Genomic DNA, 16,320 nt, shown 5'->3' with positions numbered 1-16,320 from the left:
TTGACCCAGAGCAAGGCCCGTGGTGTTCAGCGCGTCATGAGACGGGCGGAACCGCGAAAGCAAGACCCCATGGAACTGGCGCTGGAGGAAGCGCGGGCGGCGGAGGCGGCGGGCGAGGTGCCGGTCGGTGCCGTGCTGGTCGACGAGCAGGGCAGGGTCCTGGCACGGGCGCACAATCTGGTTGAGCGCCTGCACGATCCGACGGCTCATGCCGAGCTGCTCGCCATTCGCGACGCCGCCCAGCGTCTCGGAACGAAGCGTCTGCAGGGGGCTACGCTCTACGTGACGCTGGAGCCTTGCGCGATGTGCGCCCAGGCCATTGCCTTCGCCCGCCTGCGCCGGGTCGTCTTCGGTGCCTACGACCCCAAGGGCGGCGGCGTCGACCACGGCGCGCGCATCTTCGAACAGCCGACCACCCACCATCGGCCTGAGGTCGTCGGCGGTGTTCGCGAGAGCGACTGCGCGGCGCTGCTGACCGACTTCTTCAGGCAGCGCCGCTGAGGACCGCTCGCGACAGTCCGAGCAGGCCGTAGTGAAAACTCTGCAGGAACCGTCCGGTCGGCCGATCCTCCGCCATGACATCGCCTGGTTTGCCGCTCTCGACCAGCCGTCCGTTTTCCAGGTACCAGATCCGATCCATCTGAGCGGCGATGGCCGGACTGTGCGTGGCGACCAGCACGGTCGCCTCGCTGTTGCGCAAAAGATCGACGACCTGCGCCTCGCCGCTGCCGTCCAGACCGGTTTCCGGCTCGTCGAGCAGCAGGAGGCCGGCCTCGGAGAGTGCGGCACGGGTCAAGACAACGCGGCGGGCTTCGCCGATCGACAGATTCCGGCCGCCTTCGGCCAGAGTGCCATCCAGCCCTCCGATACGCGCGAGCACCCCGTTCAGTCCGAAGGTCTCGGCGGTCTCCAGAATTTCGGTGTCGTCGGGACGGTTGCCCAGACCCATGGTGAGGGCCCGTCGCAGACTGCCGGCCAGGATCGGAGCGCGTGAGCTGACCAGCGAGATCGCGCGGCGGCGGGCCTTGGCGCTCAGCTGGGGGAGGGACCAGTTGCCGAGGCGAACCTTCCCTTCTCCGCAGTCTTCCAGCCCGGCGGCGAGGTGAAGCAGGGTGGATTTTCCAGAGCCGTTTCCGCCCAGGATCGCGATCTTTTCTCCGGCCGCCGCCTTTGCGGTGAAGTCCTCCAGCACACCGGCGGAAACCTTGGAGAAGCTGACGGGATGTGGGCCCTTCAGTTCGTCGCGGGGCACCGGACGCAGCTTTCGGTGCAGGCGCGGACGCGCCAACAGCGCTTCGCACTTGTCGCGGGCCGCGACCCAGGCGCGGCGGCGGTCCCAGACTCCCGCCAGATCGCGCATCGGCATGAGCATCAGACCGACGGCCGCCAGGCCGGCGGCGGCTTCCGCCGGGGGCATGCCGCTGGTGAGCGCGACCAGCAGGATGCCGGCGGCCGTGAAACCGGCGACGGCGTCGGGGATCGCACGCAGCAGCTCGGCAATCCGGGTGCGTGCGACCGAGGATTCGATCAGCTTCTCGCTGCGGCGCTGCAAACGACCGCGTTCGATGTCCATCCGGCCCAGCAGCCTGAGTTCCGGGGCATGGGGGATCCGCTCGCTCATGTCGGCGGCCAGACGGGCGCGCCGGGCGCGCAGCCGGCGGTGCATGCGACCCAGCGGCAATCCCGCCAAGGCCATCAGCAGCAGTCCGATACCGACGGGCGCGGCTGCGGCGTAGGCGAGTGTCGGGTTGAGCAGGTAGAGAATGGCGCCGCCGGCCGGTAGCACGATCCCTGCCGAGATCAAGCGTCCGATGCCCCGGCTGACCCAGTTGCGAACGGCGGCGAGATCGCCGACGAAGCGCATGGAGAGGGCGCCGATGCGACGCTGCGCCACCTCCTTTGACGACATGCGGGTCAGGTGCTCGAACAGCTTGATCCGAAGCGCCAGGGCATAGTCCTGGCCGATCCGCTCGGCGACCACCCGTTCCGTCACGCGCAGGACGGCGATGGCGCAGCCGGCGCCGGCGATCAACAGCAGCGGTTGCAGCGGCAGGACGTTCGAGGCGTCCCGGAAGGCGGCGAAGACGTCGCGCGTCGCGAAGGCGGCGATGCCCGCCGCGGTGGCCTGGCCCAGGGCCAGGGCCGCGACGAGCAGGATCCTGAGCCGGCGCCCGCCCAAGAGGATCGGCGGCAGACGGCTCATGCCGCTACCTCGCAAAACGGGGCCGTCGAGGCCGCGCTGGCCAGCAGAGCATTGGCCTTGGCCGGGTCGCAGAGCGCGTCGCGCGTCCAGATCGGCAGTCCGGTCATAGCTTCGGCCTCGGCCGAGGCGAGCGGCGACTGGCTGACCACGCCGGTGATCGCCAACGGCGCGATGCCGATCTCGCTCAGGGTTGCGCTGCCGCCGACGGCCGACAGAGCATCGGGAACGGCAAAGAGGAAGCTCGGCACCTCGCTGCGCACGTAGTCGCTGCGTAGCAGGGCGGCCGTCTCGCTCTGTAGGATGCCGTCTGCGAATTCGACGATCACGACGTCGCAGTTGGCCTCCCCGGCCAAGCCGAGCAGAAGCTCGAGGGCCGTCTCGATCTGCGGGACGGGTTGCCGGTAGGTCGAGACCATGCCAGCGTCGACGAAGTCGCAGACGAAGTGCGCGCCGGCATCGATGTAGGCGTTGTAGTCGCCGAACGCTGCCGTTCCGGTGATCTTTACGACGCCGACCCGGTGCCCAGCCCGGCGCAGCCCGTTTGCCAAGGCGGCGGCGGCAGTGGTCTTACCGGAGTTCATCGAGGCTCCAATAAGGCCGATCGCCGTCGGTCGCGCGCCTGGCCGGGCCGTGGTTTCGGCATAGGACGACAGGTTGACGACCTGACCGTTGGCATCCGTCAGCAGACCGACCGGTACGATGGTGGTAGGGCAGGCGATCTTGCCGTTTTTCTGGCGCATCTGTCCGAGCACGCCGCCGCTGGCCAGCAGGTCGGAGGACTGCCGGTTCAGCCGGGCGATTCCCTCGAACTGATCGGGTGCGTAGCGGTCGCCGCAGGCCACGACGACGAGATCGTCCGGATAGAGTTCCGAGCCGCGTCCGCTGGTCAGCTGCAGGCGCTTGTGCGAGCCGATCTTCTCGACCCGGCCGAGCACGAGGTCGCCGGACCTGGCTTCCTCGACGCGGTCGCTGATGCCGACGACGTCGCTTTGCTGCACGCGCCGCGTGGAAAAGGCCCACTTGGCGCCGGTGAGAGAGGCGGTGAAGGGGGTGCGGTAGGTGGTCATGGGAAGAACTCCTTGGCTGGGGCGCTTCGGTCTAGGCGAAGCGGGTTTCGGAGGAGGCGACAGCGTCGGGTTCGGGCAGGACCAGGTCGGTCAGCTCGCCCCTGGCGACGCAGTCGCTGAACAGGTGAGTGCAGCCGCGTAGGACTTGCAGATCGATATCGGGCCGAAGGCCACGTGCCTCCGCCGCTTCTCGGACGGCATGGCTCCAGCGCCTGGCGCGGGTCAGGCGATCCGGGCCTTGCTGGCGATCGATCGCCGGTCCGCTGCGGGTGTTCTCGTCCGGTTTGCAATCGTGTTCGCCGACGTAGACCTGGATCGGCAAACGCAGGAAGCGGTTCAGTCCGGCCTCCATCTTGGGGCCCCAGTCGTCGCGCTTGTCCTGACGCGCCGCCAGGCCCAAGGGGAACTCGGCGGCGTCCGGGAAGGTGTACCATCCAGCCGCTCCGACGATCAGACGCCGGACAAGATGGGGGTACAACATTGCGAAGCGGTGGGAGAACTGTGCGCCGCCCGAGTGCCCGAAAAGGTCGAACTGCGTCGTCTGCCAGATACCTTCCATCCGAAGTTCTTCCAGCAGAGCCAGCAGGGCCAGGTCGGCCCGACCCTTTCGGACAAGTTGTTGATAATGAGGCCAGGTCTGCCGATCGAACAAAGGGGCGATCAACGGCCTGCCGAGGGCTTCGGCCCGCTCGCGCAGGAGCGAGGCCTTCTCGTAGGCGCCCCGCTGTATGCCGTGAACGGCGATCAACGGAACGGCGTCTGGGGCGGTGCGGCTCGGCAGCACCAACCAGCAAGGCAGGCCAAGGCGGCCACGCGCCGGTCGGTGAATCAGAACCGACTCTCTGCTTCGCATTGGAACCTCCAGTTGGTGCAGCACCGCTGTCATGACTGCGCTTTCTCTGCGTCGCCGACACCGCCGATCTCGGCTTCCAGATGCCGCGGCAGGAGATCGAAGATCATGTGGATCCGATCTTCGTCGCCGTCGTTGATCGCTTCGTGCTCCTGCTTGTTGTCGAACCACCAGAGTTCGCCCTCGCCCATGCGCACGGACTCGTCTCCGGCACGCAGGAAGGATCCTTTGCTGGAGCGCAACACGAGGTGATAGCGGTCGCGCAACAGGTAGTAGAGGCCGCGATCGATGTGCGGGTAGACCTTGTGACCGGCCGGCAGGCACACCAGCTTGGCGCGGCTGAGCAGGGCGGCTCGCTCTTGTGCGAAGTCCTTCAGAAAGCCGCAGGCCAGCGGGTAGTGACGTGAAGACGTGGTCCAGCGGCTCTCATGCACGTCCCGGCGATTGCGATCGCCGATCGCCGACTTGCGGAGGCCGCGCAGGGGGATCGAGAGAGCCTCGCGCTGAACCTTGATCTTCGACTGGCGTCCCGTGGAGGCGTCCCAAGCGTTTTCGACTTGCGCGATTTCCTCGAGGAACGGGCGCGGATCGATGTCCGCCTTGATTTGTTGAAAGTACTTCATGGGGGCGATCCTTCGCTTTTCTGGTTTGGGGCGTTCAGTCCTTGCGGATCCAGGATTCTTCCAGGCCCTGGCTATCGGAGACTTGCGTGAAGGCGATCGGGCCTTGGCCGGGCGCGTACCAGGTCGTGCGAACCCGCTTGCTGTCGTCGCACTTGACGACGTAGGCGGAGGTGTCGGGCAGCCCGGGGCGCACGACGTCGACCGCGCCGGTTACTCTGCAGACCGTGTTGCGCGTGCGGGTGCGACCTGTATGTGACGTTGCTTGGCGCTGATAGCGGCCCTCGGCGCCGACCTGCAGAGGGTAGAGGGAGTCGATCTGGCGCACCTGTGCCTGCGCACTGTTCCAGTTCTTGGAGGTGCCGCAGTTGGCCCAGCTGTCGGAGGGCGAGAACCAGTCGGCCGCGCTTGTCCAGACGCAGCCGTCATCCTCCCGCACGCGCAGGCCGTTCCCGTAAGACTGGACCGCGTAGCTGCTGCTGCGGCCGTTCATCAGGCTGGTGGTCTGGAAGCTGCCGAAGCCTTCCGGCTGCTGCACGACGGGCAGCGGGGAGGAGATTTGAGCGGTCTCCGGCCGGTTGGTTTCGAACACCGAGCCGATGGAATTCAGGATCTGCGTTCCATCGGAAACGCAACCGGTCGTCATGAGTACGACGACGCCTACGGAGAGATATTTCATCTTTCTGTTCCTCGTTTTCAGCACAGGGTCCTTTCGGACATCTCACGGCGAAAACGGGGCGACTCACGCCGTTATTCCCGGCGGTCGAATTTTTTTTTGGCGGGGTGCGAAACGCGCTGAAACGTAACCTTTCGGACGGCGACTTGTTGACCTCGGCGCGGGGCGCTAGCCTCGGCGGCGCGACGTTCGAAAACCGACAGCCAACAGCGTGAAGGGTGAGAGCTTCCTATGAACGAAGACGAGTTCAATATGCAGGTTCGTAAGTTTCTGAAGGAGGTCGGTGTCACGTCCCAGCGCGAGATCGAGAAAGCGGTGCGCGAGGGCCTGGAGTCCGGAAAGCTGGATCCGAACGGGAGTGTCAAAGCCAGCGTTCTGCTGAAACTCGACGGTCTCGGCGTCGAACACACCGTCGAAACCACGATCAAGTTGAGCTAAAGCGCGATCCTGCTCCGGCGGCTGCTGGCCGGTGGCCAGAGGCTGCTGCCGGTTCCGAAGTCACAAGGGTTTCACGACTGTGTGCAGCCTGGTGACGCCGTGACGCGACAACCCCACGTGATTTGCACCAGGGCGCAGATGCCCAGGGCGCAGATGCCCAGGGCGGAGATGCACGGAGGGTGTGATGCTCACACGTCGCGGGTTCTTGAGCTTCGGTGTGGCCCTACTTGCCGCAGCGATGGCTCCGACTCTTCCGGTGCGGCGGGTCGAGGCGAAGGTGCCAGGCGTCCTCGGGGCGCTGCCCAGGGACACCGACGGGGACGGGCCTTTGCAGGCGGTCGGGTATAGAGTTCGACGTCGCCGCCACCGCCGTTTCGGCCTCAACGGCTTTCGTCGCCGGGGCTTGGGCAAGCCGGGTTTCAGACGGCGGCGAATCTTCCGAGGGCACTCTCTCCACCCACAGCCCTTCTACGGCCGAGTCCGTCCCGGATACGTCCCGCGGCTCAACCGCGCGAGGCGCTTGCGCCGATACTACTACTAGAATGGGTCTGTTCTGACGTCAGGCGTCCAGATTCGTGAGGCGGCGCATCCAGAGCGCCGTTTCGCGCGAATCGGATCGCTCTTCCCCGTCCAAGGCGGCGATCACACCAGCGCGATCCCGGGACGACTTGTTCTGACTGAGCTTGGCCTTGGCTTCGATTCGTTCGATCGGCAGCTCGAAGCCGTAGATGCCGCGCAGAAGCCTCTCCATCACGTCCGGATCGACGGAGTCCATCGTCCAGTCGGCGGGGTTTTCGTAGCGCGCCGCTAGGCGCCGCTGTTGGTCGTAGAGACTCTGCCGGTCGGTAAGGGCGCGGGGACGGCCGTAAATGTGAACGGCCAGATAGTTCCAGGTCGGAACGGAGGCGGGCGTCCCATACCAGCGCGGCGAGACGTAGGCGTGCGGCCCTTGGACGATCAACAAGGCCTGGCCTCCCTCCTGTGCCAATGCGTCGAGCCTGCGCCATTGGGCGTTGCCGCGAGACAAGTGCGCTTCGATCACGCCGCGTTCCTTGTCGTAGAGGAACGGAAGATGTGTCGCCTCGGGCCCTTCTTGGCCGTTGGTGACAAGCAGACCAAAGTCGTGCCTGTTCAACAGCTCTTCGACCGCCGCGGAATCTTCGAGCCGGAACTCGGGCGGAACGTACATCTCTAAAGATCCATCCAAGCTTTATGAAGTCGCCCAATCCAGTGGTCGGACTCAGACGCTTCGAACCCTCATGCGCTGAACCCTCGTGCGCTCATCTGTTGCGAAATGAGAAAGTATTCGCCAACACCAGACATGGCTCGACGCGTGGCCGTATCACGGCTCCGTTCATCTGATAAAGCCGCGGCGACGAACGTCCTCCTTCACGCGACGCTGCGGAACAGCGTCGCGTGCAAGCTATCGTCAGAGAACGACAGCTACGTCGAGCGCCTGCTGGGCGACGCGCATGCTCACTCAGAAGGCGTGATCACGCCGCAGGCTATACGCGCTCCGGCGCCGCCGATGGGTTGGGTTACGTGGTCGTCCGGATTGGTATGCATGACGAGAGCGGACCCATCGTAGTCGAGAACGGCAGGACGGTCCGGTCCCTTTAGCGAGACAAGCGGAGTGAGCATCTCGACCCGAACCGAGCCATCGGCGTGGGCGTATACGTTCGGCAGGTCCCCGTTGTCTGGCCCGTCGGGATTGAGCAGGCCGTGAGCGCGCTCATAAACGTTGAAGTGCCCGCCCGAATTCATGAAGCGGTCAGTGTCGTCGCAATTGCCGATCTCATGGATATGAATGGCGTGCCACCCGGGTGCAACGCCATCGAGCGTCAGACGGATGAGGACACCTACATTCGACTCGATCAAGCTCGCTTCACCAATGGTCGCCCCGGAGTTGTCGATGATGGTCGCCGACGCCGCCGTGGGGGCGTCCTGTGCGTGGGCCGGGGCAACCATGACAAGCAACGCCATTCCGAACATGGCCCCGTACATGCGATTGGACATGCCTTGCTCCTGTGTTAAATGGAGTTCGTCGAGAGCACACTGGGTTGGTTTCTAGCTAGCCGATGTCTCGTTCACAAGCTCGCAAACGATTTGCCCTTCCCGCTGCTGGGGCTTTCTTCTGCCTTCCGGCGGTCGCCTTCGCGGGTTGGTTTCTGGCGTCGCCAGTCGACACTCAGTCCAGCACCGACATTGCCAGCATGCTTGAAGCCCCTGGACTTGCATTCGGAGTCCCTGCGGAGACCGCGATGCGCGCTCTGGGAGCCGAAGCGCTCTATGGGCCAACATGCGGTGGTCGCACGGCGGTTACCGCCAACGTGCAGCTCGCCGGGGCGGATTGGCACATCATGGCCGTTACCCACCGAGAGCGCGTCTTGGCGGTAGAACTCGTGTCTCTGGGATTACAGAGCGAGGAGGCGTGCAAGGCCCGCATCGCAGCTCTAGGGCAGTTGCTTACAGAACAGCACGCAAGCGTGCCGCTTCACAGCCCTGTTGAGCGTCGCCAGGGGTTCGTCCGTTCGACGACCATGCACTACACTTTGACTGACGGAACGGAACTCGCTCTGGATCACAGGCGATGGGTCGACGATAGCAGCTGCGATCTGACTCTGCGCTTCACGCCTGGGTCTTGATCATTGAATGCGGGTCTCGTCAGAGAAAGCAGCTATTGGTGCCTTACTCGGTTCGTGTTGACTTTTGATCGAGAAAGGTCAGATGCCTCCCACCCGCAACAGTGTCTTGTGCTCGCGTACTAGCCTTTGCGCTCGACCATCAGCTTCTTGATCTCCGCGATCGCCTTGGCCGGATTGAGGCCCTTCGGACAGGTTCGCGTGCAGTTCATGATCGTGTGACAGCGATAGAGCCGGAAGGGGTCCTCCAACTCGTCGAGCCGCTCGCCCGTGGCCTCGTCGCGGCTGTCCGCAATCCAGCGGTAGGCCTGCAGCAGGATGGCCGGTCCCAGGTAACGGTCGCCGTTCCACCAGTAGCTCGGGCAAGAGGTGGTGCAGCAGAAACAGAGGATGCACTCCCACAGACCGTCCAGCTCCGCGCGCTCCTCGGGGCTCTGCAGCCGCTCGCGCTCGGGGGCCGGCGTGGTGCTCTTCAGCCAGGGCTCGATCGAGGAATACTGGGTGATCGCGTGAGTCAGATCTGGCACCAGATCCTTGACTACCGGCATATGCGGCAGCGGGTAGATCTTCACGTCGTCCTGCATGTCGGAGATGTATTTGGTGCAGGCCAGCGTGTTGGTGCCATCGATGTTCATGGCGCAGGAGCCGCAGACGCCCTCGCGGCAAGATCTGCGGAAGGTCAGGGTCGGATCGACCTCGTTCTTGATTTTGATCAGGGCGTCCAGAACCATCGGGCCACAGCTGTCGAGATCGACCTCGTAGCTGTCGACGCTCGGATTCTGACCGTCCTCCGGCTGCCAACGATAGACCCTGAAGGTCTTGGTGTTCTTGGCGCCCTCGGGCTTCGGCCAGGCCTTGCCCTTACCGATCTTGGAGTTTGCGGGAAGCGCGAACTCGGCCATAGGAATCCTTTGCCTTTTCTCTCGTTCGAACCGTTGAGGAGGGCGGCGGGGCCTAGTAAACCCGGGCTTTCGGTGGGAAGGCCTGAACCTCGTTGGTCATGGGGGTCATGTGCACGGGGCGGGTGTCGAAGCGGACTTTGCCGGTCTCCTCGACCCAGACGACCGAGTGCTTCATCCAGTTGGCGTCGTCGCGCTCGGTGAAGTCTTCGCGTGCGTGCGCACCACGGCTTTCGGTGCGGTTCAGGGCCGAATGGACGGTCGCGACCGCCTGATACATCAGGTTGTCGAACTCCAGGGTCTCCACGAGATCGGAGTTCCAGATCATCGAACGATCGGTGACCGAGACGTCCTCGCGCAGCTTCCAGGCCTCTTCCAGCTTGTCGGCGCCCTCTTTCAGCACCTCGCCCGTGCGGAAGACCGCCGCGTGGTTCTGCATAATTTTCTGCATATCCAGGCGCTGTGACGCCGTCGCCGTCTCGCCATCGGCGTGGCGCAGACGGTCCAGCCTCTCCAGAGCCAGATCCATTGCGTCGTCCGCCAGCGGCTTATGAGCCTCGCCCGCCTGCATGGTGTCGGCACAACGCTTGCCCGCCGCCCGGCCGAAAACGACCAGATCCAGCAGCGAGTTGGAGCCGAGCCTGTTGGCGCCGTGAACCGAAACGCAACCGGCCTCGCCGACCGCCATCAGGCCGGGGACCACCTTGTCCGGGTCGCCGTTCACCGTCGTCAGGACTTCGCCGTGATAGTTGGTCGGAATACCCCCCATGTTGTAGTGGCAGGTCGGGATGACCGGGATCGGCTCCTTGGTCACGTCCACGCCTGCGAATATCCGCGCGGTCTCGGAGATGCCCGGCAGACGTTCGTGCAGCACCTTCGGGTCCAGGTGCTCCAGGTGCAGGTGGATGTGGTCGCCGGTCTCGCCGACGCCGCGCCCGTCGCGAATCTCCATGGTCATGGAGCGGCTGACGACATCGCGGCTCGCAAGGTCCTTGGCGCTGGGCGCATAGCGCTCCATGAAGCGCTCGCCCTCGCTGTTGGTCAGGTATCCGCCCTCGCCGCGCGACCCCTCGGTGATCAGGCAGCCGGCGCCGTAGATGCCGGTCGGATGAAACTGGATGAACTCCATGTCCTGCAGCGGCAGACCGGCGCGCAGCACCATGGCATTGCCATCACCGGTACAGGTGTGGGCCGAGGTGCATGAGAAGTAGGCCCGGCCATAGCCGCCGGTCGCCAGGATTACGCGGTGGGCGCGGAAGCGGTGGATCGTGCCGTCGTCCAGGTTCCAGGCCACGACGCCCCGGCAGACGCCGTCTTCCATCATCAGGTCGAGTGCGAAGTACTCGATGAAGAACTCCGCGTTATTGCGCAGCGACTGTTGATAGAGCGTGTGAAGGATGGCGTGACCCGTGCGGTCGGCGGCCGCGCAGGTGCGCTGGGCCGTGCCTTCGCCGAAATTGGTCGTCATGCCGCCGAAGGGGCGCTGGTAGATCTTGCCTTCCGGTGTGCGTGAGAAGGGAACGCCGTAGTGCTCCAGCTCAATGATCGCCGGGATCGCCTCCTTGGTCATGTACTCGATGGCGTCCTGGTCGCCGAGCCAGTCCGACCCCTTCACCGTGTCGTACATGTGCCAACGCCAGTCGTCGGATCCCATGTTGCCGAGCGCGGCCGAGATGCCGCCCTGGGCCGCGACCGTATGGCTGCGCGTGGGGAACACCTTGGAGATGCAGGCTGTCTTCAGACCCGACTGCGCCAGCTCCAGCGTCGCGCGTAAACCGGCGCCGCCAGCTCCGACGACAACGACGTCGTAGCTGTGATCAACAACGTCGTAGCTCGCGGTCACTTTCTTCGCGGATGTCTTCGACTTCTCGGCCATGGCGTCTTTTGCCCTTTCGCTTCGAGCTTGCGCCCTTCTGATCAATCCGCCGCCAGCCAAAGGCAGAAAGATTGATCGATCCTAAAAATCATCCGGAGCCGCGCATGATCGCCATCCCGATCAGCCCGGCTTCCACGACGTCTCAAGCAAACAGGATCGACAAAACCGACAGAGCCGCCGCCAATCCCAAGACCACGAAGGCCGCTTTCATTGCCAGAAGCGCAGCCAACTTGACCCACTCGTTGTGAAGATAGTCCTCGATCACGACCTGCACACCGAGGGCGGCGTGATAGAAGGTCGCGCCTATCAGCAGCAGGAACAGGCCAGCCGTGACCGGATGGCCGATCCAGGCGAGCAGCTCGCCGCGATCGGCACCGACGCTTCCGATCACGCCGGCAACGAACCAAAGCGTCAGCGGGACCAGGGCAAGAGCGGTCAGGCGCTGCGCCCACCAGTGTCCTGTACCGTCCTTGGCTGAGCCCAGGCCGCGGACGCGTGCGAGCGGACTTCGCAGATTCATCGACATCGTCTCCTGTCCTCTACCAAGCGATCAGGCCGATGAGCCAAGCCAGCGCGGTCAGCGCCACGGTCGCGACCACCACGGCCCAGCCGGACCGGTAAACGGTCTCGAGCTCGAAGCCGTAGCCCGCATCCCAAACCAGATGCCGGATCCCGTTGGCGAGGTGGTAGAATAGCGCCGCCGACCAGCCCAGCAGCATGAAAAGGCCGAGCCAAGATCCGATGAACCCAGACGCGGCGGCATAGGCCTCCGGTCCAACCGCGGCGGCTACCAGCCACCAGACCAGCAGCAGGGTTCCGCTGGCGAGCGCCAAGCCGGTGATGCGGTGAAGAATCGACAGCACCGAGGTCAACTGCGGACGATAAACCTGAAGGTGCGGAGAAAGGGGCCGCTTCGCAGCCTGCTCCTCAGCGGGCATGTATCGCTCCTTGGCTCGCCGCCGCCTGCGGGCCTATCCCGATTGCGGCGATCGTTACAGCGAGACTCCAAAGTCCGCACGTGCGCGCTGGCCGGCGGCTGGCGCGAGGAGAGCGGTGAACTCGGAAACCCGCAGTTTTTAACTTGGATATCCTACTGAATGGTTTAGTGCGCTGCGGCATATGAGTCAATTAACCGCCAGACTTCCGCGGAATACCAGGCTCACGAACGATAGCGGCCTCTTCGCGGCTGCAACATTTCTTGTCGTCTCCGTTGCGATGACTTCGAACGAGGCAGAAAAATTCTCGCCGATCGTATGCAAATTCCTTGCTGTGGACAGATCTGTGGATGATCTGTGTGGTAATCGTGGGGGCTGTCGCCTCTTTTACACAGAAATCGGCGCTGGCTGACTATCGGCTATATTGCAACGAGGAGCAGCTTGGGCGATCCTGGGAGACAGCACGTAAGCGGTTGCCGGGGGTTCCCGAGGTGCCTCGTCCGCGCGTTCTTTTTACAGGGAACAGCGTTCGGCGGGCCGGAGACGGGCCCCGCACGCTGGCCGAGCGGGTTTCGACGAGGGTGACTTCAGTAGACCTGCCGGATCAGTGTCGGTTCGGGCGTGGAGGTCGCGGCTGACCGAGTGTTCGCTCTCTCTGCGAACCTCGACGCTGCGGCGAAGGGCCGCGGATCGCAATCGCTGCTGGCGTGACCGGCCCAGTGCGCGGCGCTTGGCCGCTATCGGCGAGAGCGCCAGGTTCGTCGATGGCGGCGATGGGGGCGCCGCAAGCTGCCGGGTCGAGGATCGTCGGCGGTCGAGGCTTACGGCTGTGGAGGACGGTATGGCGGGGCAGTCCGCTGGCACCGTTCGGCGATCGGGGCGTCGCGGGCTCAAGAAGTCCGCGGCGCCCTTCGTTTGCAGCCCCTGTCTCTATAGCTCGTAGGGCGAAGGCAGGCTCTTCGGCATGTCCGCCGCAGCTTCCAGTCGCACTATCCGCAGAGACAGCGGCGCAGCGCCCGGGAAGAGCGCTTCCAGCACTTCGACCTGCAGGCTTCCCGGCAGTGCGTTGCCGCGCCGTGCGCTCGCCAAGGCCGCGAGCGAGGCCGGGACCCGCTCGCCTTCATGCGCTTGCCAGACCAGAAGAATCGGCCCGACCAGGGGCTCGTCGAGAGCTGCTCTGTACTCCGGCGTGACGGCGGCCAGACCAGGGCGGTGCAGAACGAGATTGCCGGCCACCCAGTTGGAGCTGCTCAGCAGCAGACCTGCCTCCGGCAGGCTCGGGGCTAAGCTGTCGAAGGGCGCTTCCATGTTGGGCGGTCGTGCCCAGTCCGCCGGCGCGAACTGCCGCAGCCAAAGAACCGCCATGCTGCCGAGGGCGATGACCACGGCCGCTGTGGCCGCCAACCTTAGGCGGTTGCGATCCAGCCGTGTCGCGATCCAGGCCAGCGCGACCGGCACGGCCGGAAACAGCACGGGCGTCAGCCAGCGGTCTTTCATGGTATCGGCGGACGCGGCGACGACGAGACTCAGAACCAGAAGTGCCGCCAGCCCCAGACCCAGAGTTAGAAGCTGCCTGACCTTGGCATCGATCTTCCGGGCCGGTGCCACCTCCTTGCTCGGCAGAAGCGCCAGCAGGGGCAGCAGGATCGCCGGTAGCAGCGCGAAGTTCAGCAAGGCCCGGCCGAAGGCCCGCAGGCTTTCGAGGGGGCCGGTCGTCTGTTCCAGATCGAACTTGCCGCTGCGGGCCAGCACCGCCTCGCTGTTCACCGCCATCCAGATCAGGTTGGGCAGCATCAGAAGGAGTGCGAGCCCCAGCGCTAGCAGAAGACGCCGGTCCAGCAAAGCGGGCCGCGTCCCCGGCAGCAGCAGACCGGCGGCCAGCAGACCCAGCGGCAGGAAAACGGCGTTGTGTTTGGACAGGGCGCAGGCGGCGAGGGCCACCGCAAAGAGTCCGTAGTCGCGGGTCCGCCGTTTGGTCACCAGATCGACAAACAGCGTGCAAGCCAGCGCGACGGCGGCCAGAGCGATCACGGAGTGTGTCAGCGCGCGCTGGGACTCCCAGGCTACCTGAGGCAGATAGAGGATGCTGAGGGCCGCCACCGCGGCCGGCAGAGGCTCCCCGAATAGCTGCCGACAGAGGCGGAAGGTGGCCAGAAGCGTAAGCGCCAGCAGGCCGAACTTGACCGTCGCCAGGGTGAGGACGCCGTCGCCCGTCAAGGGCCGCAAGGCGAGGACCAGCCAAGTATAGAGCGGCGGCTGCGGGCCGTAGCCCGCCTCGAGGCTTTGAGCCATGACCATCTGTTCGGCCTCGTCCAGACCGAGATTGCCGGAGGAAAGCACCCGGAAGAGAACCTGCAGGGAGAAGTAGCCGAGTACGACCAGCACGAAGGTCGGTGCGACCCAACGCTCGTCGAATGTCCGCCAAGGCAGACGCACGCCGCCGGTCGTCGGCCGGTGGGGTTCTGTCCCGCCGTCCGCTGGGCGGCTGGCGGTCGCGCCGGTGTGTCGTTTCTGAGAGAACGGCTCCATCACCTCGGCCTTTTAGACCAGAGTGCGAAGGGCCGGAACCCCGCCGTCCCCTCCTGCCTCTCGTCCGAGGAGGCTAGCCGCCCTGTCTCTGTCTCGGGGCGCGTCGGGGTCTCTGGGCGCTGCAGGGCAGCGGCGTCGCGGTGGGTCGCGCCAGACGGGAACCGACGCCACCGAGTTACGGGGCTGTGATATCTGCGGCGACAGGCTCGATCGAGGGCCGGGAGCGCTTTGCGTGACTCCGGCCGACTGCTAGGTTCTCAACCATGCCTTTCACGATCGATCATTCTGCCTGCCTAGCCAGCTCCGTCGGCAAGGGTGGGCTCGACGAAGCGACCTTTGAGCGGTCTCTCGGTGCCCTCGCGCCGGCGGTGGCGCGCTTGGCGCAGCAACGCCAGGACGGCAGCCTGGCGCTGCTGCAGGTTCCCGATCAGACCGACGACCTGCCGGCCTTGCGCGACGTGGCGACCACCTTGATGGAGACCTGCAGTCACGTGGTGGTGCTCGGGACCGGCGGCTCGTCCCTCGGCGGTCAGACTCTGAACGCCCTGGTCGATCGGGGTTTCGGGCCGCCGGCGGGGCGGCCGCAACTGATCTTCCTGGACAACGTGGACCCGGACAGCTTCTCGGCCCTCTTCACCTCGGTCGACCTCTCCCGTCTCGGGGTGATCGCCATCTCCAAGTCAGGCGGCACGGCGGAGACTCTTTGTCAGTTCGCGATTCTGCTGCATGCGCTGCTGCGCGAGGTTGACGAGTCGCGTCTCGCCGCGCGCGTCGCCGTCGTCACGGAACCGAAGGACTCGCCGCTGAAGGCTCTGGCCGAGCGCTTTCGCTTGCCGGTTCTCGACCATGACACCGGTGTCGGGGGCCGCTTCTCCGTTCTGACCAACGTGGGACTTCTGCCGGCGTGCCTCGCGGGCCTCGACCTCGAGGCCTTGCGCGGCGGTGCCGGAGCCGTGCTGGATGCCACGCTCTCGGGAGCGACGGCGGAGGGTGCCGCGCCTGCGGTCGGCGCCGCCGTGTCTATTGGTCTGCAGCGGGCCAACGGCGTCACCCAGACCGTCTTGATGCCCTATCTGGATCGCTTGGCGCACTTCGGGCTGTGGTATCGCCAGATCTGGGCCGAAAGTCTGGGCAAAGACGGCAAGGGCACGACGCCGATCCGTGCGATGGGCACGGTGGATCAACATAGCCAGCTCCAGCTCTACCTCGCCGGCCCTTGGGACAAGATGTTCTCCGTCTTGCGCATGGACACCCAGAGCGAAGGCCGGCGGGTGGATCCGGATCTGCTCGACGACCCGCGGCTGGACTATCTGGCGGGCCGCCGCATGGGCGATCTATTGGATGCCGAGGCGCGCGCCACCGCCGACACCCTGATTCGCAATGGCCGGCCGACACGTCAGATTCTGATCGACACCCTGGACGAGGAAACCTTGGGCGGTCTCTTCATGCATTTCATGTTGGAGACGATCTTGGCCGCCCACCTGCTTGAGGTCGATCCCTTCGATCAGCCGGCGGTTGAGGAAGGCAAGGTGCTGGCGCGCGAATATCTGGAGCGGATCGCGCCGTGACTCTGTCCGAGCCTCCA

16 protein-coding genes are annotated in these 16,320 nt (G+C 65.2%); 4 read left to right on the top strand and 12 right to left on the bottom strand.

Annotated elements, in window-relative coordinates; translation table 11 throughout:
- The first annotated feature begins 69 nt into the window (after positions 1-69).
- Positions 70-501 carry a nucleoside deaminase gene (locus tag ACO054_RS16865; protein ID WP_421707749.1) on the top strand — a complete coding sequence of 144 codons (432 nt, stop codon included), beginning with the start codon at positions 70-72 and terminating at the stop codon, positions 499-501.
- Here the strand turns inward: ACO054_RS16865 and ACO054_RS16860 are convergent.
- The 5 genes from ACO054_RS16860 to ACO054_RS16840 are packed head-to-tail and all read right to left on the bottom strand — an operon-like array spanning position 485 to position 5,419.
- Positions 485-2,203 (bottom strand): ATP-binding cassette domain-containing protein, encoded by a 1,719-nt coding sequence (locus tag ACO054_RS16860; RefSeq protein ID WP_421707748.1) that lies wholly within the window; start codon positions 2,201-2,203, stop codon positions 485-487. The genes ACO054_RS16865 and ACO054_RS16860 overlap by 17 nt on opposite strands.
- Positions 2,200-3,270, bottom strand: coding sequence for a hypothetical protein (locus ACO054_RS16855; RefSeq protein ID WP_421707747.1), 1,071 nt, complete (start codon positions 3,268-3,270; stop codon positions 2,200-2,202). The genes ACO054_RS16860 and ACO054_RS16855 overlap by 4 nt, the downstream gene beginning before the upstream one ends.
- Before the next feature lie 31 nt (positions 3,271-3,301).
- The gene (locus tag ACO054_RS16850) at positions 3,302-4,156 is read right to left on the bottom strand and encodes an alpha/beta fold hydrolase (protein WP_421707746.1); all 855 of its coding nucleotides are present in this window, start codon (positions 4,154-4,156) and stop codon (positions 3,302-3,304) included.
- On the bottom strand, positions 4,153-4,743 hold the full coding sequence (locus tag ACO054_RS16845) for an aspartyl/asparaginyl beta-hydroxylase domain-containing protein (RefSeq protein WP_421707745.1): 591 nt from the start codon (positions 4,741-4,743) through the stop codon (positions 4,153-4,155). The genes ACO054_RS16850 and ACO054_RS16845 overlap by 4 nt, the downstream gene beginning before the upstream one ends.
- A 34-nt stretch (positions 4,744-4,777) precedes the next feature.
- On the bottom strand, positions 4,778-5,419 hold the full coding sequence (locus ACO054_RS16840; protein ID WP_421707744.1) for a hypothetical protein: 642 nt from the start codon (positions 5,417-5,419) through the stop codon (positions 4,778-4,780).
- 228 nt (positions 5,420-5,647) lie between these two features.
- Between ACO054_RS16840 and ACO054_RS16835 the strand changes: the two genes are divergently transcribed.
- Positions 5,648-5,854, top strand: coding sequence for a DUF6494 family protein (locus ACO054_RS16835; RefSeq protein WP_421707743.1), 207 nt, complete (start codon positions 5,648-5,650; stop codon positions 5,852-5,854).
- Between the two features lie 559 nt (positions 5,855-6,413).
- On the opposite strand, the gene ACO054_RS16830 is transcribed toward ACO054_RS16835, so the two are convergent.
- Both ACO054_RS16830 and ACO054_RS16825 read right to left on the bottom strand, forming a co-directional pair.
- Positions 6,414-7,043, bottom strand: a complete 630-nt coding sequence (locus ACO054_RS16830) for an FMN-binding negative transcriptional regulator (protein WP_421707742.1) — start codon at positions 7,041-7,043, stop codon at positions 6,414-6,416.
- A 287-nt stretch (positions 7,044-7,330) separates the two neighbouring features.
- Positions 7,331-7,870 (bottom strand): superoxide dismutase family protein, encoded by a 540-nt coding sequence (locus ACO054_RS16825; RefSeq protein ID WP_421707741.1) that lies wholly within the window; start codon positions 7,868-7,870, stop codon positions 7,331-7,333.
- 245 nt (positions 7,871-8,115) lie between these two features.
- On the opposite strand from ACO054_RS16825, the gene ACO054_RS16820 reads away from it, so the two are divergent.
- Positions 8,116-8,499: a hypothetical protein gene (locus ACO054_RS16820; protein WP_421707740.1), complete on the top strand. Its 384-nt coding sequence runs from the start codon at positions 8,116-8,118 to the stop codon at positions 8,497-8,499.
- Between the two features lie 119 nt (positions 8,500-8,618).
- Here the strand turns inward: ACO054_RS16820 and ACO054_RS16815 are convergent, their stop codons facing one another.
- The 5 genes from ACO054_RS16815 to ACO054_RS16795 all read right to left on the bottom strand — a co-directional run bounded on the left by ACO054_RS16815 (position 8,619) and on the right by ACO054_RS16795 (position 14,735).
- The gene (locus tag ACO054_RS16815) at positions 8,619-9,398 is read right to left on the bottom strand and encodes a succinate dehydrogenase iron-sulfur subunit (RefSeq protein ID WP_421707739.1); all 780 of its coding nucleotides are present in this window, start codon (positions 9,396-9,398) and stop codon (positions 8,619-8,621) included.
- A 52-nt stretch (positions 9,399-9,450) separates the two neighbouring features.
- Positions 9,451-11,271, bottom strand: a complete 1,821-nt coding sequence (gene sdhA, locus ACO054_RS16810; protein ID WP_421707738.1) for a succinate dehydrogenase flavoprotein subunit — start codon at positions 11,269-11,271, stop codon at positions 9,451-9,453.
- Between the two features lie 142 nt (positions 11,272-11,413).
- Positions 11,414-11,791, bottom strand: coding sequence for a succinate dehydrogenase, hydrophobic membrane anchor protein (gene sdhD / locus ACO054_RS16805; protein ID WP_421707737.1), 378 nt, complete (start codon positions 11,789-11,791; stop codon positions 11,414-11,416).
- A 19-nt stretch (positions 11,792-11,810) separates the two neighbouring features.
- Positions 11,811-12,209, bottom strand: coding sequence for a succinate dehydrogenase, cytochrome b556 subunit (gene sdhC, locus ACO054_RS16800; RefSeq protein WP_421707736.1), 399 nt, complete (start codon positions 12,207-12,209; stop codon positions 11,811-11,813).
- Positions 12,210-13,136: 927 nt separating this feature from the next.
- Entirely contained in the window at positions 13,137-14,735 is a 1,599-nt protein-coding gene (locus tag ACO054_RS16795; RefSeq protein WP_421707735.1) for a glycosyltransferase family 39 protein, read from the bottom strand.
- 263 nt (positions 14,736-14,998) lie between these two features.
- On the opposite strand from ACO054_RS16795, the gene ACO054_RS16790 reads away from it, so the two are divergent.
- Positions 14,999-16,303 carry a glucose-6-phosphate isomerase gene (locus ACO054_RS16790; RefSeq protein WP_421707734.1) on the top strand — a complete coding sequence of 435 codons (1,305 nt, stop codon included), beginning with the start codon at positions 14,999-15,001 and terminating at the stop codon, positions 16,301-16,303.
- Positions 16,304-16,320 lie beyond the last annotated feature (17 nt).

Source organism: Algihabitans sp. (genome assembly GCF_965226985.1).
GTDB lineage: Bacteria > Pseudomonadota > Alphaproteobacteria > Kiloniellales > DSM-21159 > Algihabitans.
This window is presented reverse-complemented; position numbering and strand designations above follow the sequence as displayed.